The organism is Litorisediminivivens sp. KMU-197 (genome assembly GCF_056858395.1).
The window spans coordinates 90,043-115,379 of sequence record NZ_JBXEQG010000001.1; the positions used below are offsets into that span (position 1 = coordinate 90,043).

Annotated in this window: 20 protein-coding genes; 11 read left to right on the forward strand and 9 right to left on the reverse strand. The window is 63.5% G+C overall.

Annotated features, from left to right (window positions below; all coding sequences use genetic code 11):
* Positions 1-43: 43 nt before the first annotated feature.
* Both AC04PT_RS00415 and AC04PT_RS00420 read right to left on the reverse strand, forming a co-directional pair.
* Positions 44-2,188: a malate synthase G gene (locus AC04PT_RS00415; protein WP_482871501.1), complete on the reverse strand. Its 2,145-nt coding sequence runs from the start codon at positions 2,186-2,188 to the stop codon at positions 44-46.
* A 164-nt stretch (positions 2,189-2,352) separates the two neighbouring features.
* A complete protein-coding gene (locus AC04PT_RS00420) occupies positions 2,353-2,592 on the reverse strand; it encodes a hypothetical protein (RefSeq protein ID WP_482871502.1) in 240 nt (79 codons plus the stop codon).
* A 198-nt stretch (positions 2,593-2,790) separates the two neighbouring features.
* Between AC04PT_RS00420 and AC04PT_RS00425 the strand changes: the two genes are divergently transcribed.
* The 6 genes from AC04PT_RS00425 (at position 2,791) to AC04PT_RS00450 (ending at position 10,735) form a co-directional block, all read left to right on the forward strand.
* Positions 2,791-3,138, forward strand: a complete 348-nt coding sequence (locus tag AC04PT_RS00425; RefSeq protein ID WP_482871503.1) for an ArsR/SmtB family transcription factor — start codon at positions 2,791-2,793, stop codon at positions 3,136-3,138.
* Complete coding sequence (locus tag AC04PT_RS00430; RefSeq protein ID WP_482871504.1) at positions 3,128-3,598, forward strand: SRPBCC family protein; 471 nt, start codon at positions 3,128-3,130, stop codon at positions 3,596-3,598. Before AC04PT_RS00425 ends, AC04PT_RS00430 begins: the two co-directional genes overlap by 11 nt.
* A gap of 212 nt (positions 3,599-3,810) precedes the next feature.
* Positions 3,811-6,447 (forward strand): aminopeptidase N, encoded by a 2,637-nt coding sequence (gene pepN, locus AC04PT_RS00435; protein WP_482871505.1) that lies wholly within the window; start codon positions 3,811-3,813, stop codon positions 6,445-6,447.
* A gap of 110 nt (positions 6,448-6,557) precedes the next feature.
* Positions 6,558-7,415: a 1-acyl-sn-glycerol-3-phosphate acyltransferase gene (locus AC04PT_RS00440; protein ID WP_482871506.1), complete on the forward strand. Its 858-nt coding sequence runs from the start codon at positions 6,558-6,560 to the stop codon at positions 7,413-7,415.
* A gap of 235 nt (positions 7,416-7,650) precedes the next feature.
* Positions 7,651-9,222, forward strand: coding sequence for a Re/Si-specific NAD(P)(+) transhydrogenase subunit alpha (locus AC04PT_RS00445; protein WP_482871507.1), 1,572 nt, complete (start codon positions 7,651-7,653; stop codon positions 9,220-9,222).
* A gap of 13 nt (positions 9,223-9,235) precedes the next feature.
* Positions 9,236-10,735 carry an NAD(P)(+) transhydrogenase (Re/Si-specific) subunit beta gene (locus AC04PT_RS00450; RefSeq protein ID WP_482871508.1) on the forward strand — a complete coding sequence of 500 codons (1,500 nt, stop codon included), beginning with the start codon at positions 9,236-9,238 and terminating at the stop codon, positions 10,733-10,735.
* A 151-nt stretch (positions 10,736-10,886) separates the two neighbouring features.
* On the opposite strand, the gene AC04PT_RS00455 is transcribed toward AC04PT_RS00450, so the two are convergent.
* A complete protein-coding gene (locus tag AC04PT_RS00455) occupies positions 10,887-11,561 on the reverse strand; it encodes a GntR family transcriptional regulator (RefSeq protein ID WP_482871509.1) in 675 nt (224 codons plus the stop codon).
* Between the two features lie 130 nt (positions 11,562-11,691).
* Between AC04PT_RS00455 and AC04PT_RS00460 the strand changes: the two genes are divergently transcribed.
* The 3 genes from AC04PT_RS00460 to AC04PT_RS00470 all read left to right on the forward strand — a co-directional run bounded on the left by AC04PT_RS00460 (position 11,692) and on the right by AC04PT_RS00470 (position 15,305).
* A complete protein-coding gene (locus AC04PT_RS00460) occupies positions 11,692-12,390 on the forward strand; it encodes an aspartate/glutamate racemase family protein (RefSeq protein WP_482871510.1) in 699 nt (232 codons plus the stop codon).
* Between the two features lie 57 nt (positions 12,391-12,447).
* Entirely contained in the window at positions 12,448-13,818 is a 1,371-nt protein-coding gene (locus AC04PT_RS00465) for an NCS1 family transporter (protein ID WP_482871511.1), read from the forward strand.
* Between the two features lie 197 nt (positions 13,819-14,015).
* A complete protein-coding gene (locus tag AC04PT_RS00470) occupies positions 14,016-15,305 on the forward strand; it encodes a DUF3422 family protein (RefSeq protein WP_482871512.1) in 1,290 nt (429 codons plus the stop codon).
* Here AC04PT_RS00470 and AC04PT_RS00475 read toward each other — a convergent pair.
* The 4 genes from AC04PT_RS00475 to AC04PT_RS00490 all read right to left on the reverse strand — a co-directional run bounded on the left by AC04PT_RS00475 (position 15,232) and on the right by AC04PT_RS00490 (position 20,334).
* Complete coding sequence (locus tag AC04PT_RS00475; RefSeq protein WP_482871513.1) at positions 15,232-16,314, reverse strand: YeeE/YedE family protein; 1,083 nt, start codon at positions 16,312-16,314, stop codon at positions 15,232-15,234. The genes AC04PT_RS00470 and AC04PT_RS00475 overlap by 74 nt on opposite strands.
* A 216-nt stretch (positions 16,315-16,530) precedes the next feature.
* Positions 16,531-17,493, reverse strand: coding sequence for an ABC transporter permease (locus AC04PT_RS00480; protein ID WP_482871514.1), 963 nt, complete (start codon positions 17,491-17,493; stop codon positions 16,531-16,533).
* The gene (locus AC04PT_RS00485; RefSeq protein WP_482871515.1) at positions 17,486-18,523 is read right to left on the reverse strand and encodes an ABC transporter permease; all 1,038 of its coding nucleotides are present in this window, start codon (positions 18,521-18,523) and stop codon (positions 17,486-17,488) included. The genes AC04PT_RS00480 and AC04PT_RS00485 overlap by 8 nt, the downstream gene beginning before the upstream one ends.
* 110 nt (positions 18,524-18,633) lie before the next feature.
* On the reverse strand, positions 18,634-20,334 hold the full coding sequence (locus AC04PT_RS00490; protein WP_482871516.1) for a peptide ABC transporter substrate-binding protein: 1,701 nt from the start codon (positions 20,332-20,334) through the stop codon (positions 18,634-18,636).
* Between the two features lie 248 nt (positions 20,335-20,582).
* On the opposite strand from AC04PT_RS00490, the gene AC04PT_RS00495 reads away from it, so the two are divergent.
* Together AC04PT_RS00495 and AC04PT_RS00500 are read left to right on the forward strand one after the other, a co-directional pair.
* Positions 20,583-22,403, forward strand: a complete 1,821-nt coding sequence (locus AC04PT_RS00495) for an ABC transporter ATP-binding protein (protein WP_482871517.1) — start codon at positions 20,583-20,585, stop codon at positions 22,401-22,403.
* Between the two features lie 106 nt (positions 22,404-22,509).
* Positions 22,510-23,673 (forward strand): M20 aminoacylase family protein, encoded by a 1,164-nt coding sequence (locus AC04PT_RS00500; RefSeq protein WP_482871519.1) that lies wholly within the window; start codon positions 22,510-22,512, stop codon positions 23,671-23,673.
* Positions 23,674-23,755: 82 nt separating this feature from the next.
* Here the strand turns inward: AC04PT_RS00500 and rsgA are convergent, their stop codons facing one another.
* A complete protein-coding gene (gene rsgA, locus AC04PT_RS00505; protein WP_482871520.1) occupies positions 23,756-24,790 on the reverse strand; it encodes a ribosome small subunit-dependent GTPase A in 1,035 nt (344 codons plus the stop codon).
* A 208-nt stretch (positions 24,791-24,998) separates the two neighbouring features.
* Positions 24,999-25,289: a DUF2934 domain-containing protein gene (locus tag AC04PT_RS00510; protein ID WP_482871521.1), complete on the reverse strand. Its 291-nt coding sequence runs from the start codon at positions 25,287-25,289 to the stop codon at positions 24,999-25,001.
* Between the last annotated feature and the right edge of the window lie 48 nt (positions 25,290-25,337).

Sequence of the window (25,337 nt, forward strand, 5' to 3'; positions counted from 1 at the left end):
CCGGATCGTCTCCGGCGGCGTTCGTCGTTTCAAGGCTTGAATCTCAGGCCCGTGCGGCTTTCAGCTCCAGTCGGCGCGCATGAAGCACCGGTTCGGTATAGCCCGAGGGTTGCTCACGCCCTTTGAACACCAGGTCGCAGGCCGCCTGATAGGCGATCGAGTCGAACCCCGGCGCCATCGGCGTGTAATCCGGATCATCCGCGTTCTGCTGATCGACCACCGCAGCCATTTTCTCCATCGCCGTGCGCACCTGCGCTTCGCTGACCACGCCGTGATGCAGCCAGTTGGCGATGTGTTGGGCCGAGATGCGGCAGGTCGCGCGATCCTCCATCAGCGCCACGTCGTTGATGTCAGGCACCTTGGAGCAGCCCACACCCTGATCGATCCAGCGCACCACGTAGCCGAGGATGCCTTGCGCGTTGTTTTCGACCTCGCGGGCGATCTGGTCCTCGGTCCACATCTGGTAGGAGGCCAGCGGGATGTCGAGGATGGTCTCGACATAGGCGCGGCGTCCCGTCTTTTTCAGCCTGTCCTGCACGGCAAAGACATCGACCTTGTGGTAATGCAGCGCGTGCAGCGTGGCCGCGGTGGGCGAGGGCACCCAGGCGCAGTTGGCGCCGGACTTCGGATGTTCGATTTTCTGTTCCAGCATGGCAGCCATGGCATCTGGCATGGCCCACATGCCCTTGCCGATCTGCGCCTTGCCCTGAAGCCCGCATTCCAGCCCGATGTCGACGTTCTGGTTCTCGTAACCGGTGATCCAAGCCTTGCGCTTGATGAAATCCTTGCGGCTGAATGGCCCCGCCTCCATCGAGGTATGGATCTCGTCACCTGTACGGTCGAGGAAGCCGGTGTTGATGAAGGCCACGCGATGCTTGGCCGCGCGGATGCATTCCTTGAGGTTGACCGTGGTGCGGCGTTCCTCGTCCATGATGCCGATCTTGACGGTGTGATGCGGAAGGCCGAGCGCCTGTTCGACATGGTCGAAGATCGCATCGGTGAAGGCAACTTCCTCAGGCCCGTGCATCTTCGGCTTGACCACGTAGACCGAACCGTGGACCGAATTGCCGCTGTCGCGCTTCAGGTCATGCTTGGCGATCAGCACTGTCACCATGGCGTCGAGCAGGCCCTCAAAGATCTCCTCGCCGTCGCGGGTCAGCACCGCGGGGTTGGTCATCAGGTGGCCGACATTGCGCACCCAAAGCAGTGCGCGGCCCTTCACGTTCAGGTCGGATCCATCGGGCGCGGTGTAGCGCCGGTCCTCATTCAGCCGGCGGGTCCGCGTCTTGCCACCCTTGGAAAACTGCGCTTCCAGATCGCCCTTCATCAGGCCCAGCCAGTTACCGTAGGCTTGCACCTTATCCTCGGCATCGACGCAGGCCACCGAATCCTCGCAATCCATGATCGCCGAGACCGCGCTTTCGATCACCACGTCGGCCAGCCCGGCCTGATCGCGGGCGCCGATCATGTGGGTGCGGTCGAAGACCAGTTCCACGTGCAGACCGTGATTGCGCAGCAGGATGGCGTCGGGCGCCTTGGCGTGGCCGCGGTAGCCGACGAATTTGCCGGGTTCCGACAACGGCATGTCGTCGATCATCAACGCGCCATCGTGGATGTGATAGCGCCGCGCGTCGGCATGGCTGCCGCCATTGATCGGGAACGCTTCATCGAGGAACACCCGTGCCCGCGCCACCACGCGCGCGCCGCGACCGCGATCATAGCCACCCGTCGGCGGCGCAGAGCCCATGGCGTCTGTGCCGTAAAAGGCATCATAAAGCGATCCCCAGCGCGCATTGGCGGCGTTCAGCGCGAAGCGAGCATTGGTGACCGGGACCACCAGTTGCGGGCCGGGGACCTGCGCGATCTCGGGATCGACGTTCTGCGTCTCGATTTCGAAGTCGCCGCCCTCGGGCAGAAGGTAACCGATTTCCTGAAGGAACGCCTTGTAGGCCTTGGGGTCATGCGGCTGGTTGCTGCGCCCCTTGTGCCAGGCGTCGATCTTGTCTTGCAGCGCCTGCCGCTTGTCCAGCAGGGCGCGGTTTTGCGGGCCGAAGTCATGCGCCAACTCGGACAGCCCGGTCCAGAAGACGTCGGCCGTCACGTCAGTGCCCGGCAGCGCACGATCCTCGATGAACTCGGCCAAAGCCTTGTCGACGGCCAGCCCGGCCCGGTCAACGCGTGTGGTCATGGTGTCTCCTTCCGCGGTGGTACGCAACGGTATACATCTCACTACGGCAACAGTTGCAAGCCCGACAAGGTTTCAGACGCACGGGACGGCAAAGGCACCTTTCGGAAAACGCGAAGAATGCCGCGCCACGCGTGCGCGACGCGGCTGAAAGGACACCATAGTGCCTATTCGTCGACCGGAGATCCTTCGGGGTCGGCCAGCGGCTGGTCTTCGGTTTCCGTGATCTCGCCGGTGCGGCCATCGACCTGCGCGTCGGCGCCTTCCGGTCCGTCCGAGCCCATCATCAACCAGATCGCGAAGGCAATGGTGATGATGACGACAAAGACCGCCACCAGCGCCATGCCGCCGAGCGGTCCCTTGTGACGTTTCGCCTGTTTCTCGATGTTCGTGTCCGGGGGGCTCATGGCCTTGTCTCCTGTCGTGGTTGTCCTTCGTGTCACACAGCATGACCTGTGCAACCCTGAGCATGAGGGTAGGGCAGCACTGTCCGCTTTCCATGGCAAAGCCGGCGCGCCGGCGGAAATCGGCGGGCGTCATCATTACTTATGCATATCACTAAGTTTTCTCTTGTTCGAGGCACGGGTCGGATGATACTTAGGTTCATGGCTAAGCATGATCCCGATCTGGACGCTGTCTTCGCAGCCCTGTCCGAGCCGACCCGGCGCGCCATTTTGGCGCGGCTCACTCAAGGCAGCGCCAGTGTCACCGAGCTGCATGGCGGCCACGACATGGCGCTTCCGACCTTCCTCGGTCACGTGCGCAGGCTCGAGGCTGCCGGGCTGATCACGACCCGCAAGGAGGGCCGTACCCGGCTGTGCGAGATGAACGGTGCAGCGATGACGCCGGCGGTGCACTGGTTGGAAGAACAGCGCCAGCTATGGCGTGACCGGCTCGACCGATTCGACGATTATGTGCTCAATCTGAAGAAGGAACGTGACAATGAAGCTTGATCCCGACACAGACCTGACCTTCACCCGCACCCTGCCGGTGCCGCGCGCGCTGGTCTGGGAATGCTGGACCTCGCCCGAACACATCCCGCATTTCTTCGTGCCCCGGCCGCACAAGGTGACCGCCTGCGATATCGACCTGCGGGTCGGCGGCCGGTTCAACACGACGTTCGAGGTGGAGGGCAACATGATGGAAAACGATGGCGTCTACCTCGAGGTGGTGCCGGAACGGCGGCTGGTGTTCACCGACACCTATACCGAGGGCTGGAAGCCGGCACCCGATCCGTTCATGACCGCGATCCTCGATCTGGAGGACGACGGGAACGGGGGCACGATCTATACCGCGACGGCCCGCCATCGCTCGCCTGAGAAAGCGAAAGCGCACGAGGAGATGGGATTCTATGATGGCTGGGGCACGGTGGTGGACCAGCTTGTCGAGTATGCACAGGGGTTGCGGCGGTAGGCGGCAGACGGCAGGCGGCAGGCGGCGTCTGTTTGTGGCTGGTCACGGAATTGACGCGCCGCGCCACCTGCGATTGAACGACCCCGCGTCCAGCATCCAGCCGCAACCTCGCCTCCGGCCGGTCCCTGTCTTGCCATTTCCCGACACCTGCTTGTGGACCGTCCTTGCACCCCATACCTTCCGCCTGACACCGAAATCAGAGCAGGCCCCGGATGAAAGACGCAAGCCCCCAGACCATCTACCTCAAGGACTACACCCCCTTTGGTTTCATCGTCGAAAGCGTCGATCTGACCTTCCGGCTGGCGCCGCACGCAACCCGCGTCCTGTCGCGCGTCCGTTTCGCGCCGAACCCAGAGGCGACCGACCGCACCTTCTTTCTTCACGGCGAGGACCTGCGACTGATCTCGGCGCGCATCGACGGCACCGAGGTGAGCCCCGAGGTAGATGCAAAGGGACTGACCTGCATCGTGCCCGAAAGCCCCTTTACATGGGAGGCCGAGGTCGAGATCGACCCGGGCAACAATACTGCGCTCGAGGGGCTCTACATGTCGAACGGCATGTATTGCACGCAGTGCGAGGCCGAGGGGTTCCGCAAGATCACCTTCTACCCCGACCGGCCCGATGTGATGTCCGTCTTCACCGTGAGGATCGAGAGCGACCTGCCGGTATTGCTGTCCAACGGAAACAAGGCGGGGCAGGGGGGCGGCTTTGCCGAATGGCACGATCCCTGGCCGAAACCGGCCTATCTGTTCGCGCTGGTGGCCGGCGATCTGGTCAACCATCCGGGCAGCTTCACCACCCGTTCGGGTCGCGAGATCGAGTTGAACGTCTGGGTGCGCAAGGGCGACCTGCATAAATGCGCCTTCGCGATGGAGGCGCTGAAAAAATCGATGCGCTGGGACGAGGAAGTCTACGGCCGCGAATTCGATCTCGACATCTTCAACATCGTCGCGGTGGACGATTTCAACATGGGCGCGATGGAGAACAAGGGGCTGAACATATTCAACTCCTCCGCCGTGCTGGCCAGCCCCGAAACCGCCACCGACATGAACTTCGAGCGGATCGAGGCGATCATCGCGCATGAGTACTTCCACAACTGGACCGGCAACCGCATCACCTGTCGCGACTGGTTCCAGCTCTGCCTGAAAGAGGGGCTGACGGTGTTCCGCGACGCGCAGTTCACCGCCGACATGCGCAGCGCACCGGTCAAGCGGATCGACGACGTGCGCGACCTGCGCGCGCGTCAGTTCCCCGAGGACAACGGTCCGCTCAGCCATCCGGTCAGGCCGGAAAGTTTTCAGGAGATCAACAACTTCTACACCGCGACGGTTTATGAGAAGGGTGCCGAGGTGATCGGCATGCTCAAGCGGCTGGTGGGGGATGAGGCCTATTACAAGGCGGTGGACCTCTACTTTGAGCGTCACGACGGCGATGCGGCGACGATCGAGGACTGGCTCAGGGTCTTCGAGGACGTAACCGGCCGCGACCTCGCGCAGTTCAAGCGCTGGTATTCGCAGTCTGGCACGCCGCGTCTGACGGTGGAAGAAATCTGGGAGGAGGGCGATTCCGCGTCCCGGCCCCCGCGCCGGGACCTCTCCGACAACGCCGGTGAGGAGACCCCAAATCAGGCCCGGGGCGGGGGCCGTCTTACGCTGACCTTCCGGCAGACCACGCAGGCGACCCCTAGCCAGCCTGACAAGCAACCGCAGGTGATCCCGATCGCGGTCGGCCTGCTGGGCCCCAACGGCGACGAAGTCTTGCCGACACAGGTGCTTGAGATGACGCAGGCCGAACAGAGCTTCACCTTCGACGGTCTTGCAGCAAAGCCGGTGCCGTCGATCCTGCGTGGCTTCTCGGCGCCGGTGATCCTCGACCGGACCCTGACCAGCAGTGAAAATGCCTTCCTGCTGGCGCATGACACCGATCCCTTCAATCGGTGGGAGGCCGGGCGCAATCTCGCCCGGGCGACGCTGCTCGACATGGTCGGCGGCGATACGAGGCCGGATGCGGATTACCTTGACGGGATCAAGGCGGTACTGCGTGACCGCGACCTCGACCCGGTACTGCGTGCGCAGATGCTGGGGCTGCCGCCGCAATCCGAGATTGCACAGGTGCTGCATGATGGCGGAACGACCCCGGACCCCGATGCGATCTATACCGCACACGAGGCGCTGAAGCTGCGCATGGCGGAGCACCTGCAGGACCTGTTGCCGGTGCTGTATGGCGAGAACCAGGTCGATGCCCCCTATAGCGCCGAGTTCGAACAGGTAGGCATGCGTGACCTTGCCAACGCGGTGCTGGGTCTCCTCAGCCGCATCGATGGCGGGGCGCAGGCCGCGAAGCAGTATGCCAGCGGGGACAACATGACTCTGCAGCTGGGCGCGCTGTCGTCATTGCTGATCGCCGGCAAGGGCGAGGCGGAGTTGCAGGCATTTCACGACCAGTGGAAAGACGACCGGCTGGTCATGGACAAGTGGTTCGGGCTGCAAATCGCGCACGCGAGCCCCGACAAGGCGGCGGATGTGGCAGGCGCCCTGACCGAGCACCCGGCCTTCACCATGACCAATCCCAACCGTTTCCGGGCAGTCATGGGCACGCTGGGGATGAACCATGCGGGGTTCCACCACGGCTCGGGCAAAGGTTATGCGCTGATGGCCGACAAGCTCATCGAACTTGATGCCCGCAACCCGCAGACGACGGCGCGGATGTGCGCGATGTTCCAGACCTGGCGGCGTTACGACGATACCCGTCAGAGCCATGCGAAGACCGCTCTGGAGCGCATCGCGGGGACAGACGGCCTGAGCCGCGATACCACGGAAATGGTGACACGGATGCTGGGTACAGGGTAAACTGCCCGCACGGGGCACGCGGCGTACCCTCGCGTGCCCCGCCGAAGTGTTGCGGGAACAAACCCGCGAAGGTCGGTGTTTTTATTGCAGTTCCCATGCCGTGTAGATCCATGAGAGACCGCATAGACCCTTTGATCAAGGAACGCGCGAACTGGCTGTTTCAGGACAATGCCATTGCACGTACCTCACGCCGCGGCCTTGACCGGCTGCTGAGCTACGATGAGACCGTGGCGCTGGCCACCGAGATGCAGGACTGGACCTCGTCACTGATCATGGACCGGATGGGGCGGTTGCTGGCCCGCAAGGTTGACGTGACCGGGTTGGAGCATGTGCCCTCAAGTGGGGCCGCGCTAATTGTCGCAAATCATCCGACCGGCATCGCTGACGGCATCGTGCTGCATCGGTTGTTGGCCGCGCGGAGGCCGGACGTCTATTTCTTCGCCAATCATGACATTCTACGCATGCTGCCGCAGATGGAGGACATGATCGCGCCGGTCGAGTGGCGCAAGGAAAGGCGCAGCCACGCCAAGACCCGCCAGACTATGGCCTATACTCGGCAGGCGGTGTCGGATGGGCGGCTGGGTGTGATCTTTCCCTCAGGACGGCTGGCAAAGCGGCGCGGCCTGCGGCTGTATGAGCGCGAATGGATGTCGTCGCCCGTCACCATCGCGCGCAAGTTCGGCCTGCCGGTGATCCCGATCCGCATGGAGGCGCGCAATTCGGCGCTGTTCTACCTTTTCGACGCGATCCATCCCAGCCTGCGCGACATCACCCTGTTCCACGAAACGCTCAACAAGGCCTCGCAGCGGTATCGCATCCATGTCGGAGCACCGATTCAGGCCTGCGACATACCGGCGCGGCCCGACGAGGGCATCGCCATGCTGCGCGAAGCGACCCTGTCTCTGGCCGGCGGGCGGAACGAGTATGACCGGGCGCTGCGCCTTGTCCGGAAACCCGCCTTTGCCTGACCCCCGAAGCATGTTTAATCAAGCACTTGCGGATGGTTGCATGTCGCATTGCGCTATTGACACGTCCGCAGGCGTCTCCTTGTGCATCCGATGGACATGCCGCAGCGCAACATCTACGAAGTGACGTGGGGGAATCGCCACCATATTCCAGCACGCTGGGGAAGCCGTGTTGAAATTTTCTTGCGCAGATAATACTGCGCAGCGAAATGACGTAACCGACGAAGGAAACGAACACGTGAAAATCGGGACGCCAAAAGAGATACTTGACGGTGAAGCGCGGGTCGCGATGACCCCTGACAGCGCGCGTCAGCTTCAGAAGCTGGGGCACGATTGCCTGATCGAGGCCGGGGCCGGGCGAAAGGCCGGGTTTTCGGACGAGTTGTATCGCGAGGCCGGGGTAACGGTGATCGACACCGCCGAGGCGCTGTGGCGCGAGGCGGACATTATCGCCAAGGTGCGAATCCCCACCAAGGACGAGCTCGAGCACCTGACCGAGGACAAGACGCTGATCACCTTCTTCAACCCGGCCGGGAACGAAGAGGGCATGGAGGCCGCCAAGTCGAAGGGCGCCACCGTCATCGCCATGGAAATGGTGCCGCGCATCAGCCGCGCGCAGAAGATGGATGCGCTGTCGTCGATGGCCAACATCGCAGGCTACCGCGCCGTGATCGAGGCCGGCAACAACTTCGGCCGCTTCTTCACCGGGCAGGTGACGGCGGCGGGCAAGGTGCCCCCGGCGAAGGTTCTGGTGGTCGGTGCCGGTGTTGCCGGTCTGGCCGCGATCGGCACGTCTACGTCGCTGGGCGCGATCACCTACGCCTTCGACGTGCGCCCCGAAGTGGCGGAACAGGTCGAATCGATGGGCGCCGAGTTCGTCTATCTCGACTTCGAGGAAGAGCAGCAGGACGGCGCTGCCAGTGGCGGCTATGCCTCAGTTTCCAGCCCGGAATTCCGCGAAGCGCAGCTTGCCAAGTTCCGCGAACTGGCGCCCGAAATGGACATCGTGATCACCACCGCGCTGATCCCGAACCGTCCCGCGCCCAAGCTCTGGACCGAGGACATGGTCAAGGCGATGAAGCCGGGTAGCGTGATCATCGACCTCGCAGCCGAGCGCGGCGGCAACGTCGAGGGCACGGTTCCTGACGAGAAAATCGTCACCGACAACGGCGTGACCATCGTCGGCTATACCGACTTCCCGTCCCGCATGGCGACGCAATCGTCCAACCTCTACGCCACCAACATCCGTCACATGCTGACCGACCTGACGCCCGAGAAGGACGGCAAGGTCAATCACAACATGGACGACGACGTGATCCGTGGCGCCACGGTGACCCACAAGGGCGAAATCACCTTCCCGCCGCCGCCGCCCAAGGTGCAGGCGATCGCGGCGCAGAAGCGCGAGAAGCCGAAGGAACTGACTGTCGAGGAAAGACGTGCGCAGGAGGTTCAGGCCTTCAAGGCGCAGACCAAGCAGCAGGTGACCCTGCTGGCAGTCGGCGGCCTGCTGATGCTGCTGGTGGGAATGATCGCGCCGGCGAGCTTCCTGCAGCACTTCATCGTCTTCGTGCTGGCCGTTTTCGTGGGCTTCCAGGTGATCTGGGGCGTGGCGCACAGCTTGCACACGCCGCTGATGGCCGTGACCAACGCGATTTCGTCGATCATCATCCTGGGTGCCCTGATGCAGATCGGATCGGGCAGTTGGCTGGTGATCCTGCTGGCGGCACTGTCGATCTTCATGGCCGGGATCAACATCTTCGGCGGCTTCCTCGTTACCCGGCGCATGCTCGCCATGTTCCAGAAATCCTAAGGAGTCCGTGCAGATGGAATTCGGATTCACCACTGCCGCCTATGTCGTCGCGGCTGTTCTCTTCATCTTGTCCCTCGGCGGGCTGTCGAACCAGGAAAGCGCCAAGCGCGCCGTCTGGTACGGCATTGTCGGCATGGGTCTTGCGGTCTTTGCCACGCTGGTCGGCCCCGGTTCGGGCCTGTGGCTGCTGTCGCTGATCCTGATCGCCGGTGGCGCGGTGATCGGCGTCTACGTCGCCAAGCGCGTGCAGATGACCGAGATGCCGCAGCTTGTGGCGGCGATGCACTCGCTCGTCGGTCTTGCGGCGGTCTTCGTGGGCTTCAACGCCCATATCGAGATCGGACGCGTCGCGGCGGCCTTCCACGAGGCAGGCATGCCGTTCCCGCGGCCCTATGACGTGTCGCTGACTGACACCTATGCCCAGGCCGAACACATGGCCGAAAGCTTCCGCGGCTTCGCCGCCGTGGTGGCGCACAAGACTTTGGCAGAAATCAACATCCTCAGGATCGAGCTTTTCCTGGGCGTGTTCATCGGCGCGATCACATTCACCGGATCGGTGGTGGCCTTCGGCAAGCTGGCCGGCAAGGTGACCTCGAAGGCGACAAAGCTGCCCGGCGGTCACATGCTGAACCTCGCGGCGGCGGTGATCTCGGTGATCTGCCTGTTCTGGTACTTCGCGACCGGCGGCTTCTTCCCGCTGTTCCTGATGACGCTGGCGGCACTCTTCATCGGCTACCACCTGATCATGGGCATCGGCGGCGCCGACATGCCGGTGGTGGTGTCGATGCTGAACTCCTATTCGGGCTGGGCAGCCGCCGCGATCGGCTTCTCGCTGGGCAATGACCTGCTCATCGTGGTCGGCGCGCTGGTGGGCTCCTCTGGTGCGATCCTGAGCTACATCATGTGCAAGGCGATGAACCGGCATTTCGTCAGCGTCATCCTCGGCGGTTTCGGTGGTCCGCAGGGCGAGCAGCAGGCAGTCGAGGGCGAACAGATCGCCATCGATGCCGACGGCGTGGCGCAGGCCCTGAACGAGGCCGACAGCGTGATCATCATCCCCGGCTACGGCATGGCGGTGGCGCAGGCGCAAAACGCGGTGTCGGACCTTGTGCGCAAGCTGCGTGATCAGGGCAAGAATGTTCGCTTCGCCATCCACCCGGTGGCGGGCCGTCTGCCTGGGCACATGAACGTGCTGTTGGCCGAGGCAAAGGTGCCCTATGACATCGTCATGGAGATGGACGAGATCAACGACGACTTCCCGGAGACGGACGTCGCCATCGTCATTGGTTCGAACGACATCGTGAACCCGGCGGCGCAGGACGACCCGAACTCGCCCATCGCGGGCATGCCTGTGTTGGAATGCTGGAAGGCGAAGCAGGTCTTCGTGTCCAAGCGCGGCCAGGGCACCGGCTACTCCGGCATCGAGAACCCGCTGTTCTACAAGGACAACACCCGCATGTTCTTCGGCGACGCCCGCCAGAGCCTCGACAAGCTGCTGGGGCTGATCGACTGATCGCTTGAGACAGCGGGAAGGTGCCTCGCCCCTTTCCTGAACGAGACAGAGCCTCCCGGGTCATCGCCCGGGAGGCTTTTTTGGTGTGGTCGAAGGGGGTGCTGACCCCGGACCCTTAAAGTGTTTCCGACTAGAAGAGGCAGCGGCCCAGTCAGACTGGCGGAGCCAGGATCGACGACAAGATCCCGGTCTGAGGTTTGGTTTCGGAAAAGGCGATACCCTGTTCAATGTGGCGCAAGTGGGTGTCGAGAAGGCTCAGAGCCTCGGCGTCTGCGCCGGCCGCGATTGCCCCGACGATTTGTTCATGTTCGTCCTCAGCGCAAAGCGTGCCGCCCGTGCCGTATAACCCGATAATCAGCGACGACCGCATGGTCAGTTCTTCCAAATAGCGCTGGAGCACCTGGTTGCGGGCGATCTCGGCCAGCAGCAGGTGGAAGCCACGCGACAGGCGAATCGCGGTGGAGCGGTCGTGGGTGTCTTTGGCGGCTGATTCCTCGGCCAGATGGGCGCGCAGACGGGCGATGTCGTCTTCGGTGGCCTGACGAACAGCATTGCGGCAGATGGTGCTTTCAATGGCACGCCGGGCCTGGAATATGTCGCGTGCCTCCTGCGGGGTGGGGGTGGCGACAAAGGCTCCGCGATTGGGCACCTGGTCGATCACCTGATAGGCCGAAAGGGTCGCAAGTGCGCGCCGTACATGCGCGCGATTGCACGAGAAAAAGTCGCTGAGCGCCTGTTCGCCCAGCTTGGTGCCGGCGCGCAGGCGCTGGTCGGAAATCGCGTCGAGGATGTGCTCAACGATGATGGTTTCCTGGCTTTTCTCCATGTCTCGCACCCTACGATCCGCCTCAGATCCCGGCAACAGAATTCAGCGACAATGTGCCAGCACTCAAAATTGTGCCTTTAGATTGTTAACAATCTGTGTTATCAGTTTTGCAACACAAGAGGAGAGCCCCATGAAACTTGTCGTGATAAATCCAAACTCAACCGAGAGCATGACGGCGAAGATCCTCGCTTCTGCGCAGACCGCGGCGGCCATCGGGGTCACGGTTGAGGGTCGGACCGCCATTGGCGCACCCGCATCCATCGAAGGCCATTACGACGAGGTGATGTGCGCCCCGAACCTGCTGCGAGAGGTGCGTGCCGCGGAAGACGCCAAGGCCGACGCCATCGTCGTTGCCTGTTTCGATGACCCAGCCATCGGGGCCTGCCGCGAGATCGCCACAGGGCCGGTGTTGGGCATTTGCGAAGCCGGGGTAAAGGCCGCATCGATGCTGGCGACCTCTTTCTCGGTGGTGACCACCTTGCCGCGCTCGGTACCGGTGATCGAGGAGTTGGTGCGCCGTTACGGGTTGGATCATCAGTGCCGCCGGGTGCGTTCGGCTGCGATCCCTGTGCTGGCGCTGGAAGAGCCGGGCTCGAACGCCCGCGAGCTGGTCAAAGCCGAGATCCTGCGCGCCATAGAGGAAGATCGCTGCGAAGCGGTGGTGCTGGGCTGTGCCGGCATGTCCGATCTGACCGAATGGCTGAGCGTGGAGACCGGCATTCCGGTAATCGACGGCGTCACCGCCGCGACGAAGTTTGCCGAGGCATTGGTGGGCGCGGGCCTGAAGACATCCAAGATCGGCGCCTACGCGACGCCCAACGCAAAGTAACGACCGCGCGCTGAGGGGCGCCGGTTTGGGAAACATGGTATTACGGAGGAGAGGACCATGACGATGACGGAAACCGCAGACATCGGGGTAGGCGAGGAGACCGCCCCCGATGTGATCGAAACCAAGGCCATCGGCGAGGAAAGCCTTGCGCCGCAGGAGACGCGGATCATGGACCCGTGGTCCTACCTGTTCGCTTGGCTGGGCGGCTGCGTGTCCATCGGGACCTTCACCATCGGCTCGGGGTTGGTGGGCACGCTGAACCTGTTGCAGGTGTTCATCGCCATTACCATCGGCTGCACCGTGATCGGGCTGGCGCTGATGATCAACGGTCGCGCCGGGCACAAGTACGGCATCCCCTTCATGGTGCAGGCGCGGTCGGCCTTCGGCTTTGCGGGCACCCGCATCCCGGCGCTGGTACGCTCGGTCCCCGCCATCGTCTGGTTCGGCTTCCAGAGCTGGATCGGGGCAGGGGCACTGAACCTCGTGTCCGAGACCATGTTCGGCTATTCCAACATCTGGGTGTTCTTCATCGGCTTCCAATTCCTGCAGATCGGCCTCTCGGTTCTGGGTTTCCACGGCATCAAGTGGCTCGAGAACATCGGCTCGGTCTTCATAATCGGCAGTCTCGTCTACATGTTCTTCTCGGTCATCTCGAAGTATGGCGATGAGATCATGACCAACCTCGTGAACGTCGAAGGCACCTGGGGTGCGCCGTTCTGGGGGGCGACGATGCTGTTCCTCGGCATCTACTCGACCATGATGCTGAACGTGTCGGACTACAGCCGCGAGCTGAAGCACAACGTCGGCCCGGCGCGGCAGGTAGCGATCTACGCCAACTCAATTCTGCCGGCGACGCTGTTCATGGGCCTGATCGGGCTGATGGTGTCGGGTGCCACCGGCGAGGTTGATCCGATCAAGGTGTTCTCGTCCGCTGTCGACAACAAGCCGCTCCTGATCATCACGCTGCTGTTCATCGCCTTCGCCCAGGTCACGACCAACATCCTGAACAACGTTGTGCCGCCGGCCTATGCGCTCATGGATGTGTTCAAGCTGAAGTTCAAAACCTCGGCCGTGCTGGTCGGCCTCCTGGCCTTCGCAACCTTCCCGTGGCAACTGGTCAAGGACGAAAGCGCCGCCGGTCTCAGCCTGTTCATCCAGACTTACAGCGCCTTCCTCGGACCGATCTTCGCGATCCTCGTGGTGGATTTCTACGTGCTGCGCCGCCAGGAGCTGGACGTGAAGAAGCTCTATGACGAGAACGGCCCCTATGCCGGGTTCAACCCCGCGGCGCTGATCGCCATGGCTATCGGTGTGGTCGCCGCGCTGACCTTTTCGGCCGTCAGCTGGTACGCCAGCCTGATCCCTGCCGGGCTCAGCTACTACCTGCTGATGAAACACCTCCCCGCCGCCCGTCGTTTCCTGACCTGACACCCTCGACGGACGGCAACCTAAGGCGGACCCCACGGGGTCCGCCTTTTTTCGTTGTGGCGAAAGGGGTTAGGCAGGTGTGTCGGACCCCGGCCGGTATGCAATTGTATTCACGTAACACATTGAAAGAAAATGAATTTCTCTGTTTACCTCGGGTCGGATCGGGGTAGATTGCGGCAACTTCGAAAGCCAGGCCCATGACCAAGATCACCGATCATCCGTTACGCTACCAGTTGTCGAACGAATTGCACGCGCGCCCCTTTCCGATGGCAACGGCGCCGGGCCGGGCGGTCTATCTTGTTGTTCGCAAAGAAAATCATGCCGCGAGCCGTGACAAGTTGGAAGATTTGGCGCACCTGACTGACCTGCTTGACCGCTATGGCGCGCCGCATCCGAAACCTGGGGCGACTCACCATTCGGCGGATATCGGCAAATACCATCTCAAGTGGGAGAGCCACACGGAGGTGGTGACCTACACTGTGTTCATGGACGGCACCGGCGAGCGGCCCTTCGATCCGGCCGATTTCGAGGTTTTCCCCAGAGAGTGGCTGGCCGAGATGCCGGGCCAGAGGGTGACTTCGGCCCTGATCCGGGTCGAACATCAGCCCGATCACGACCGGCTTGCCGAGGAATTGCAGGAATGGTTCGTATCGGAAAGCCTTGCCGTCAGCCATGTGCTGGAAGAGGCGGCAATCGTGGCGGGCGACTTTAGGATCGACCCAGCGGGGCACGTGCGTTTCGCGTTGTTCCCGGCAGCGGGCACGGGGGCCAGCAGGATCGGGCGGGTGTTGCAGCGGATATGCGAGATCGAGCTATACAAGTCGCTGTCGATGCTGGGCTTTGCCGCGTCGCGGGAACTTGGCCCGGTGCTGGGCGAACTGGACGACAAGCTGTCGGATCTGATGACCCGGATGACCGACGATGGCCGGCCTGCGGAAGAAACCCTGCATGCGCTGCTGTCGATTTCCGCCGAGCTTGAGGCGCAATCGGCGATGTCGTCGTTCCGCTTCGGGGCGACCGGGGCCTATGAGGCCATTGTGCTTCAACGTATCGAGATGCTGCGCGAAAGCCATTTCAACGGGCGTCAGTCGTGGCGGGAATTCATGATCCGGCGCTATGACCCGGCGATGCGCACGGTGAAATCGACCGAACGGCGGCTGGCCACCATGGCGGAACGGGCGATGCGGGCCTCTGAACTGCTGCGCACCCGGATCGAGGTGGAGCGCTCGGCGCAGAGCCAGTCGCAGCTCGAGGCGATGAACCGCCGGGCCGAGCTGCAACTGCGCCTGCAGGAAACGGTGGAGGGGCTGTCCGTAGTGGCGATCAGCTACTACGCGGTGTCGCTGGCGGGCTACCTGTTCTACCCGCTGGGAAAGAGCCTCGGGTTGAGCAAGGATGTGGTGCTGGCCGGGCTCACTCTGCCGGTTGTGGCGCTGGTCGGCTGGATGCTGCACCGGATGCGGAAACGCCTCGCCGCGAAGCACTGAGCAGCGCATTCGCTGTCAGCGCCCCGATGGCGATGGAGACAAGCGCGAGGATCGCGGCGACGGAGAGCGTCGGCACGCCGGAGAGGCCCGCACCCACGGTGCAGCCGCCCGCCAACACGCCTCCGACTCCCATCAGCACGGCGCCCGAAAGGTAACGGCCGGTCTCACGCGGGGAGGAGAAGCTCTGCCAGCGGAAGCTGCGGAAGGCGAGCGAGGCCAGAAGGGCACCCCCAAGGACGCCACCGAAGAAGCCGACGCCAAAGCCGGGCTCGATGGCGGTCGAAGCGACGGTCCAGAACAGGGTTTCGCTTGCAGGGGCGGTGAAGGACAGGCTTTCCAGCGCGATCGGATCGAAGTCGTCATAGAGGACGAAGCCGGTGCCGACCCAGGCAGCAGGCACCAACAGGCCAAGCAGGGCCGCCATGATCAGCGTGCCGATGCGGTTGCCGGAGGTCAGGGCGAAGGCCAGCGATGCGAGGGCTATCAAAGCGGTCCAGACCAGCGCGCCGCCGGGCAGGGCTGCGAGCGAGATGCTGTCGCCAATCGGGAACGTGACCGAGGCCAGCGCCGTGCGAAGGGGGGCAAGGACGCCCTTCAGCGTGGCGTGCGCCACGACGGCGAAAACGAGGATCACGGTCAGGGCGCGCAGGTTGCCTCCGGCGCCGAGCACCGTCAGACGCGAAATGCAGCCGCGGGTCAGCACCATGCCGGCGCCGAACAGCAGCCCACCCAGCGCGATGGCGAGCCAGCCAAGGTCGGCGGACATGAAGCGATGATCGTCGAACGAGATCAGACCGGCAAAGACTGCGGCCTGCGTGCCGATCACGGCAGCGGCCAGCGCCATCAGCCAGACACCGGCGGCCTCCTTGCGGTCCTCGCCCACCAACGCACGGCGGAAGCAGAATTTCGTGCGCTCGGCCAGAAGGCCGAACAGGGCGCCGATGAGCAGGGCCAGGATGACGCTGGCCTGCTTGACGGTGGTGTCCTCTAAGCCGAATTGCTCGAACATTGGGCGATCCTCGCGCGTGAAATCTGCGCTGATGTGCGCCCGAATTCCTCTCCGATCAAGGGGATAGGCTGTCGCGAAGGCAGGTACGACGCGGACGGGACTCTGCAGGTGGAGAAAGGGGCAGAACATCGTTCCAAGCTGCCCCTTCTGCGCGAAACGCAATTCAGCCCGCGCGAGGGCGGGCCGAACACATGGTCTTATTTAAATCTGTCGGAGTTACCGCCCCCGAATGCGCGGATCCAGCGCGTCGCGTAGCCCGTCGCCGAGGTAATTCACCGACAAAACGGTCAGAGAGATCATGATACCGGGCCAGATCGAGCGCTCGGGATAGCTTACCAGCCGGTCGACGCCGTCGTTCAGAAGCCGGCCCCATGTCGGAAAGTCCGGCGGGAAGCCGAAACCCAGGAAGGACAGCGCGGATTCGGTGATGATCGCCGTAGCGATTCCCAGCGTGGCCGAGACGAGGATCGGCGACAGGATGTTGGGCAACAGGTGCCGGGTGATCAGCTTGGTATTGCCGGTGCCGATGGAGCGCGCGGCCAGCACGAACTCGCGTTCTTTCAGCGCCAGCACGTCGCCACGCACGATCCGCGCGGTCTGCATCCATGAGGTGATACCGATCAGCGCGACGATCAGGGCGAAGACGCCGCCTTCGGGACCGAACATGGCCGACAGCGACTCGCGAAACAGCAGCGACGCGACGAGGATCAGCGGCAACAGCGGCAAAGCGAGGAACAGATCGGTCAGCCGCATCAACGGCCCGTCGAGCCTGCGGAAGAAGCCCGCGATGACGCCGATCAGCGTGCCGAGGAACAGCGACAGCAGCATCGCGGTGAGGCCCACGGCAATCGACACCTGCCCGCCGAACAGCAGCCGCGCCAGCGTGTCACGGCCAAGGTTGTCGGTGCCCAGCGGATGCGACCAGTCGACCTTGGCGCCTGCGTCCCACAGCGCCACGTAGATCGGCCTCGTGTCGCGCAGGTTGATGAAGTCGCGACCCTGCGGCAGGAATTGCGGGTCATGCGGCCAAAGGAAGGGGCCCACGTAGACGGCGACGACGATCAGCAGAAAGACCACCGCGCCGAACATTGCGCCGCGGTGTTGACGGAATTGGTGCCAGACTTCGCTCCACTGGCTGCGAGGCGCGCTTTGCGGGACGGGTTCGGTGATCTCAGTCATAGCGGATCCTCGGGTCGAGCACGCCGTAAAGCAGGTCGGCAATCAGGTTGAACAGCACGATCAGCACCGCGAATACGAAGGTCAGCGTCTGGACCATCGGTAGGTCATTGGCCTCGATCGCGGTAATCAGAAGTTGGCCGATGCCGTTCACCTTGAAAACCTGCTCGGTGATGATGGCGCCGCCGAAGATCGACGGGACGCCGAGCGCGATCACCGTGACCACCGGTATCATCGAGTTGCGCAGCACATGGACCAGCACGACGCTGGATTCGCTCAGCCCCTTGGCGCGGGCGGTCCGGACGTAATCCTGGTTGAGGTTGTCGAGCATCGAAGCGCGCATGAAGCGGCTCAGCTGCGCAGTGATCTGGAGCGTCAGCACCATGACCGGCATGATCATCTGGTTGAGCTGCACCAAGAGGCTTTCCCAGTCGGTCACCCGGTGGGTGGTGTCGTAGATCGAGGGAAACCACCCCAGCTGGACCGAGAAGATCACGATCACCAGCACGCCGGAAAAGAACGGCGGGATCGAGAAACCGATCATCGACACGAAGGTGCCCATCTGGTCGAACCACGAGTACTGGCGATAGGCTGAATAGATGCCGATCGGGACGGCAATGACGATGGCCAGGATATAGGCGGTCCCCACCACCCAAAGCGTCTGCGGCAGGCGCTGCACGACGATATCCATCACCGGCGACCGGGTCTGCCAGGAGATCACCCGCAGCTCGTCATTGTAGAGCGATGTGTCGGGCAGCCAGCCAAACAGCGTGCTTTCGGCGGTCAGCCAATCGATGAAGACCTTTGGCTCGATCCAGAAGAACTGCATCAGCCACTTGAAATACTGGATATGGATCGGCTGACCGTGTCCCAGCACCTCGCGCATCTTTTCGCGCACCTCGGGCGGCATGGTCAGCGGCATCTGCGCCATGGGATCATTGGGCGCCAGTTGCAGCAGCAGGAAGATAACGAGCGAGATGAAGAGCAGCGTCGGGACGGAGAGGATCAGCCGTCGGATCGCAAAGGTGAGCATGTCGCAGACCCGGTATTGTCTGGCAGAGCCCGCGAAGGGCGCTGCGTGAAGGTTGAAACCGACCGGGCGGGGACATGCCCCGCCCGGTGGTCAGGAGCGCCGGGTCGGGCTTACTCCTCGATGCGGTGCCAGTTGCCGATCTCCCAGATCTCGCTGTCCCAGACATTGAGATTGACGCCGCCGAGGCTGTTGGCGTGCGCCGAGATACGACCGCGGTGGACCAGCGGGATCATTCCGCCGCGTTCGACCACCATGTCGTTGAGCTCCTTTGCGATACGGGCGCGTTCCTCGATGTCGGCAGTACGGGTCAGCTCTTGGTGAAGCGCGTCATAGTCCTCGTGGCAGAAGCGGGCGATGTTCTGGCCCTGCCATTGGCTTTCCGGCCGCGGAGCATCATCACAGAGCGCGTTGCCCAGGTAAGCCTGCGGGTCGGTGCCGTTGAACGTGTTGGCGTACATCTGCACGTCGGCATAGAACTTCTGGAAGGTGTCGGGCGAGCCCGGGTCGCCGCCGAAGAAGACGCTGGCGTTGATGTTGCGAAGCTCGGCGTCGATGCCGATCTCGCTCCACCACTGTTTGATCAGCGCCTGGAAATCCTGACGCACGGCGTTTGTCGAGGTCTGGTAGAGGATCTTCAGCGGCACGCCGTCCTTCTCGCGGATGCCGTCGCCGTCGCTGTCCACGATGCCGGCGTCGTCCAGGAGCTTCTTGGCACCTTCGATGTCCTGTTCGGAGCAGTCGAAGGTGTCGGAATTGTACATCTCCGGAGCGGGGATCCAGTTGCAGGTGACCTTGCCGGCCTGACCATAGCCGATCTCGACCAGCAGCGGACGGTCGATGGCCAGCGACATCGCCTTGTAGACCGCCGGGTCCTGCAAGAAGGGGTGCGGCCCAACGACCGCGCGCTCATCCGGCCCCAGCGCAGGGTCGGGGTTGGTGTGGTTGAGCATGATCCGTTCCATCAGCGGGCCGAAGCCGGCGACGGCCTTGCCCTTGCCTGCGGCTTCCATGCCGGCGATTACGTCGGGCGCCAGTTGCAGGTTCCAGGCGTAGTCGAACTCGCCAGTCTCCAACACCGCGCGGCCTGCCGCATTGGCATCGCCGCCACCCTTGAACAGCACCTTGGCAAAGGCCGGTTTGTCCGGGTCGCGGTAGTTTTCATTGGCCTCGAAGGTGATGACGTCGTTGGGGCGGAACTCGCTGACGACGAAGGGACCGGTGCCCACCGGATTGAAGTTCTCGTCCGTGCACTCAGGCGCGCGCGTGCCGGTGCAGTTTTCGAATTGCGCCTTCTGGATGATCGGGCTCTCGCCACCGACGAACAGCGCATAGGGGTAGGGGGTCGGCTTGTCGAAGTTAACCACGACGGTTTGCTCGTCAGGGGTCTCGATGCTGGACACGTTCTCGAACTTGGGGTTCTGGGCGCAGCCGCCTTCGGGGTCCATGCAGTAATCGGCGGTGAACTTCACGTCCTCGGAGGTGAACGGCGTGCCGTCCGACCATTTGATGCCGGGTGTGAGTTTCCAGGTGATCTGCGTCAGCTCTTCGTTGACGCCGCCATTCTCGACCGTCGGAATCTCGTCAACCAGGAGTGGAACCATGGTGCCGGTCTCGTCGAAGCGCGCCAGCGGCTCGAGCGCGAGCGAGGCAGCCTCGAGGTCCTTGGTGCCCGAGGACAGGTACGGATTGAGGATCGAGGGCGCTTGCCAATAAATGATGCGCACTTCGCCGTCGCTGCCGCGTTCGGCCTGTGCTGCAGAGGCCAGCGCAAGGCCCGCCACCGCACCCATCAAAAGGGATTTCACGATCATGTTTCTCTCCTTGTTGGACATTTCACCCGGCTGGGAGCGTCCCGGCAGGCGTCTGTCTTGTTATTGCGCGAAGGTGGGATCATCCCGGACAAGGTTTTTCCGGACACTCCCCCCAGTTGCATGAGGGCATCGAAACAGAGTTTGACGGAAATGCAAGTGCTGAGGTGCGCGGTCACCGTCTTGCCGTTTGACATTGCGCCGGACACGGTCCTAGCCTGCCCCGCGTCGCCCACGTGAAAGGACCCCTGATGCTGGACCAGCCGATTGCCCGGATAGAAAAGCTGCGCGTGGAGTTCCAGACACGCGAAGGGCCGGTCGTTGGGGTCGAGGACGTTTCGTTCGAGATCAATCCCGGCGAAACCGTCTGCGTGGTGGGCGAATCCGGATCGGGCAAATCGGTGTCCTCGCTGTCGCTGATGCGTCTGGTGGAATATGGCGGCGGTCAGATTGCCGGTGGACGGCTGCTCTTTGATCGGAAGGGCGCGGGCGTGGTGGATCTGGCCGACACCGACCAGGACCTGATGCGCACCATTCGTGGCAACGAAATCGGGATGATCTTTCAGGAGCCGATGACCGCGCTGAACCCGGTGTTCACCGTGGGCCGGCAGCTGACCGAGGGGCTGCGGCTGCATCGCAACATGAGCCGACGGCAAGCACACGCGCGCGCACTGGAACTGCTGAAACAGGTCCGCATCCCCGAGGCCGAGCGGCGGCTGAAGCAATATCCGCACGAGTTGTCCGGTGGGATGCGGCAGCGTGTGGTGATTGCCATGGCCCTGGCCTGCGAACCGCGCCTGCTGATCGCCGACGAGCCGACGACGGCGCTCGACGTGACAATCCAGGCCGAGATCCTGGCGCTGGTGGATCGGCTGAAGCGTGAGACCGGGACGGCGGTGATGTTCATCACCCACGATATGGCCGTGGTGGCGCAGATGGCCGACCGCGTGGTGGTCATGTTCCGCGGCCACAAGGTCGAAGAGGGGACCGTGGCGCAGATCTTCGGAGCGCCGCAACACGACTACACCAAGGCGCTGCTGGCGGCGGTGCCAAAGCTTGGCGAGATGCGCGGCAAGTCGGCGCCCGAGCCGATGAAGCTGCTGGGCGTGGAAAACCAGCAGATCGCGCCGATCCCCGGCAGCGACGAGAACCTGCTGACGGTCAAGAACCTCACCACCCGGTTTCCGGTCAAGGGCGGCTTCTTCCGCCGCACGATCGCCAATGTGCACGCGGTCGAGGACCTGTCCTTCATCCTGAATCGTGGCCGCACTCTCAGCCTCGTGGGTGAGTCGGGCTGCGGCAAGTCCACTGCCGGACGCTCCATCCTGCGGCTGGTCGAACCTCTGTCGGGCCATGTGATGCTCGACGGCAAGGACATTATCGAGCTCAGCCCCTCGGAACTGCGTAAGGCGCGGCTCGACATGCAGATGATCTTTCAGGATCCCTTCGCCTCGCTCAATCCACAGATGATGCTGGCCGATCAGGTCGCCGAGCCGATGCGCAACTACAACATTGCCAAGGGCAGCGAGATCACCGATCGCGTCGCCGCGCTGTTCGACCGGGTCCACCTGCCGCGCAGCTTCATGCGGCGTTACCCGCACGAGATGTCGGGCGGCCAGCGTCAGCGCATCGCCATCGCCCGCGCGCTGGCACTGAACCCCAAGCTGATCGTCGCGGACGAGGCGGTGAGCGCGCTTGACGTTTCGGTGCAGGCGCAGGTGTTGAACCTGATGATGGAACTGCAAGCCGACCTCGGCCTCTCGTACCTTTTCATCAGCCACGACATGGCGGTGGTTGAACGCGTCAGCCACGATGTCGGCGTGATGTACCTTGGCCGGATCGTGGAGCTGGGACCGCGGGCGCAGGTCTTCGAAGATCCGCGCCATCCTTACACCCAGGCGCTGATCAAGGCCGTGCCGATTGCCGACCCGCGGCAGCGCAAGTCTGAAAAGGACCTGAACTTCAAGCCGATCCCCTCGCCAATCCACGAGGTCGGGTACGCGCCCGAGCCCTCGGTCTACAAACAAGTTGGTCCAGGTCACTATGTGCTGACCACCGACAGCGGCTATTGACGCCGCGCCCGGACGGGTCCACCAACGGGACTGAAGGCGCCGACGCGCGCCGGCCCGCGGCTCACGCTCAGGTGGCCGCCAGTCCCCATATTCGAAGGAGCCCGCCATGCCCGTGAAGAACCGATTTGCCGAACTGCAGGACGAGATCACTGCCTGGCGCCGCGACCTGCACGAAAACCCCGAGATCCTCTTCGACACCCACCGCACCGCCGGCATCGTGGCCGACAAGCTGAAGGCGTTCGGCTGTGACGAGGTGGTGACCGGTATTGGCCGGACCGGCGTCGTCGGCGTGATCAACGGCAAGACCGACACCTCCGGCAAGGTCATTGGCCTTCGTGCCGACATGGACGCGTTGCCGATCCATGAGCAGACCGGGCTGGACTACGCTTCCAAGACCCCGAACGCGATGCACGCCTGCGGCCACGACGGCCATACCGCGATGCTTCTGGGGGCCGCCAAGTACCTGTCCGAGACACGCAATTTCGACGGCAAGGTGGTGGTGATCTTCCAACCCGCCGAAGAGGGTGGCGGCGGCGGCAAGGAGATGTGCGACGACGGCATGATGGAGCGCTGGGGTATCCAGGAGGTCTATGGCATGCACAATTGGCCGGGACGTCCTGTGGGCTCTTTCGCAATCCGTCCCGGTGCGTTCTTCGCCGCAACCGACCAGTTCGAATTAACTTTCGAGGGCCGTGGCGGCCATGCCGCGAAACCGCACGAGACGGTGGACACGACGGTGATGGCGGCGCAGGCGGTGCTGGCGCTTCAGACCATCGCTTCGCGCAATGCCGATCCGGTCGATCAGGTGGTGGTGTCGGTGACATCTTTCGAGACGTCCTCGAAGGCGTTCAACGTCATCCCGCAGCGGGTCGACATCAAGGGCACCGTCCGCACCATGAGCACCGAAATGCGGAAGCTGGCGGAAGAACGCATTCAGGCGATCTGCGACGGCATTGCCGCGACCTTCGGCGGCACCGTTACGGTAACTTACCACCACGGCTATCCTGTCATGGTCAACCACGACGAACAGACCACCTTTGCGGCCGAGGTCGCCAGCAAGGTCGCGGGAAGTTGCGATGAAGCGCCGCTGGTAATGGGTGGCGAGGACTTCGCCTTCATGCTGGAGGAACGCCCCGGCGCCTATATCCTCGTGGGCAACGGCGACACGGCGGCGGTGCACCACCCGGAATACAACTTCAATGACGAGGCGATCCCGGCGGGCTGTTCGTGGTGGGCCGAAATCGTAGAAACGCGGATGCCTGCGGCTTGAAACCGCGCGTCCCGGCCCCCGCGCCGGGACCTTCGGTGCCGGCCACGAGGTCCTGGATCAGGTCTGGGACCCGGGGGCGTTGTCACCGCTCGACGTCGCGCTTGACCTGGGCCTTCTGAACCGCGCCCTTGACCCGTTTGCTGAACCGCTTTTGACGCTCGCGCGACTGCGCCAGCGTCTCGGAGTTGTACTGATCCTCGCGCAGGAGCTTCTGCCAGCGGTCCACACGCTCGGGATCGAGTTCGCCCGCCTCCACCGCCGCCTTCACGGCGCAGCCCGGCTCGGACTGATGGGCGCAATCGTTGAAGCGGCACCCGGCGGCGATCTCCTCGATGTCCTCGAAGACCGCGCCAATTCCTTCGGCAGATTCAGTCAGTTGCAGCTCGCGCATCCCCGGAGTGTCGATTAGCCAGCCGCCTGCCAACGTCGGCCTGAGGGCCCGGAAGGTGGTAGTGTGCCGACCTCGGGCGTCGTCCTCGCGTATATCGCGGGTGGCCGCGGTCTCGCCGGTCAGCGCGTTGCGCAGCGTGGTCTTGCCGACGCCAGACGAGCCCACCAGGGCCAATGTCTGCGCCTTGCTGCACCACGGTGTCAGGCGCGCCGCATCCTCGGGGTCCTTGGCATTGATCGCCAGCGCGGTGACCAGCGGCGACAAGCGCTCGGCCCGGCGCAAATACTCCTCGGGCGCGTCTGATTTGTCGGGCTTGGTCAGGATCACCAGCGGAAGGCAGCCGGCAGCAGATACCATGGCGAGGTAGCGCTCCAGCCGGGGCACGTTGAAATCGTCGTTGCAACTGGTGACGATGCCGATGGTGTCGATATTGGCAGCGATCCGCTGCGCGCCAACGCCCGGCCCGGCGGCGCGGCGTGTGAGGTCGGTGAAGGGCTCCAGCCGCCGCAATGCCGAGGTGCCGTCGGTGAGAATCCAGTCGCCCACCGCGAAGGCTCCGCTGGCTTCGCGCGGATGCAGGTCGATGGTGGCTTCTGGCGTGATCGCGGAAATTCGGTCGCGGTGGACTTCGGCGACGCGGGCAGGGATCAGTGCGGCGTCTGCGTCGGAGAGCTGCCGCGCGAAGTGGTCCGACCATCCAAGGTCGGTTAGGGTTCTGTCAGTCAATGGATTTGTCCTGGTTCAGAAGGATCGCGTGCTTGTGTGCCAAGCGTGTCTCGTCCCGGGCGGCGCTCAGAGCGCGGCCCGCAGGGTGCTTGCAAGTTCCATGAAGCCCTCCTGCGCTGAAACTTCGGATGTCGGCAGAGTAGCCCGGCGTGGGTGCCGGATCAAGCGCTTAGGCGGACGGCAGGCCGTAGGCCGTCCGCCGGAGTGCTCAGGCCTTCGCAGCAGCCTTCGCGCGCGCCTTTGCAGGTGCCTTGCCGGCGGGTTTATCCGCGGCACTGGCCGTTGTCTTGGCCTTCTGTGATGGTTTTCTGGCTGCGGCCTTCTTCGGGGCAGCGTTCTTGGCCGGAGCCCGGCGCGCCTTGGGCTTCGGCGTGGTCAGCGCGGCCTCGGCCCGCAGCCAGAATTCCTGATCGCGGCCATGCGGCTGGCCTTCGTCCTGCCACAGGTAAAAGGCAGCTTCCGCGATCGCTGCCTGGTCGGTTGCTTGAACCTCGGTCATCGTATGTCCCCCTCGCTCTCGGGTTTGGTTAGCGCTAACAGAATTACC

Bases quoted from the DNA above. Each gene is read 5' to 3' on its own strand.
- AC04PT_RS00415 (WP_482871501.1), bottom strand. From the start codon at position 2,188: ATGACCACACGCGTTGACCGGGCCGGGCTGGCCGTCGACAAGGCTTTG.
- AC04PT_RS00465 (WP_482871511.1), top strand. From the start codon at position 12,448: ATGACGATGACGGAAACCGCAGACATCGGGGTAGGCGAGGAGACCGCC.
- AC04PT_RS00420 (WP_482871502.1), bottom strand. From the start codon at position 2,592: ATGAGCCCCCCGGACACGAACATCGAGAAACAGGCGAAACGTCACAAG.
- AC04PT_RS00490 (WP_482871516.1), bottom strand. From the start codon at position 20,334: ATGATCGTGAAATCCCTTTTGATGGGTGCGGTGGCGGGCCTTGCGCTG.
- AC04PT_RS00485 (WP_482871515.1), bottom strand. From the start codon at position 18,523: ATGCTCACCTTTGCGATCCGACGGCTGATCCTCTCCGTCCCGACGCTG.
- AC04PT_RS00440 (WP_482871506.1), top strand. From the start codon at position 6,558: ATGAGAGACCGCATAGACCCTTTGATCAAGGAACGCGCGAACTGGCTG.
- pepN (WP_482871505.1), top strand. From the start codon at position 3,811: ATGAAAGACGCAAGCCCCCAGACCATCTACCTCAAGGACTACACCCCC.
- AC04PT_RS00430 (WP_482871504.1), top strand. From the start codon at position 3,128: ATGAAGCTTGATCCCGACACAGACCTGACCTTCACCCGCACCCTGCCG.
- AC04PT_RS00480 (WP_482871514.1), bottom strand. From the start codon at position 17,493: ATGACTGAGATCACCGAACCCGTCCCGCAAAGCGCGCCTCGCAGCCAG.
- AC04PT_RS00460 (WP_482871510.1), top strand. From the start codon at position 11,692: ATGAAACTTGTCGTGATAAATCCAAACTCAACCGAGAGCATGACGGCG.
- AC04PT_RS00450 (WP_482871508.1), top strand. From the start codon at position 9,236: ATGGAATTCGGATTCACCACTGCCGCCTATGTCGTCGCGGCTGTTCTC.
- AC04PT_RS00510 (WP_482871521.1), bottom strand. From the start codon at position 25,289: ATGACCGAGGTTCAAGCAACCGACCAGGCAGCGATCGCGGAAGCTGCC.
- AC04PT_RS00470 (WP_482871512.1), top strand. From the start codon at position 14,016: ATGACCAAGATCACCGATCATCCGTTACGCTACCAGTTGTCGAACGAA.
- AC04PT_RS00500 (WP_482871519.1), top strand. From the start codon at position 22,510: ATGCCCGTGAAGAACCGATTTGCCGAACTGCAGGACGAGATCACTGCC.
- AC04PT_RS00455 (WP_482871509.1), bottom strand. From the start codon at position 11,561: ATGGAGAAAAGCCAGGAAACCATCATCGTTGAGCACATCCTCGACGCG.
- AC04PT_RS00475 (WP_482871513.1), bottom strand. From the start codon at position 16,314: ATGTTCGAGCAATTCGGCTTAGAGGACACCACCGTCAAGCAGGCCAGC.
- AC04PT_RS00495 (WP_482871517.1), top strand. From the start codon at position 20,583: ATGCTGGACCAGCCGATTGCCCGGATAGAAAAGCTGCGCGTGGAGTTC.
- AC04PT_RS00425 (WP_482871503.1), top strand. From the start codon at position 2,791: ATGGCTAAGCATGATCCCGATCTGGACGCTGTCTTCGCAGCCCTGTCC.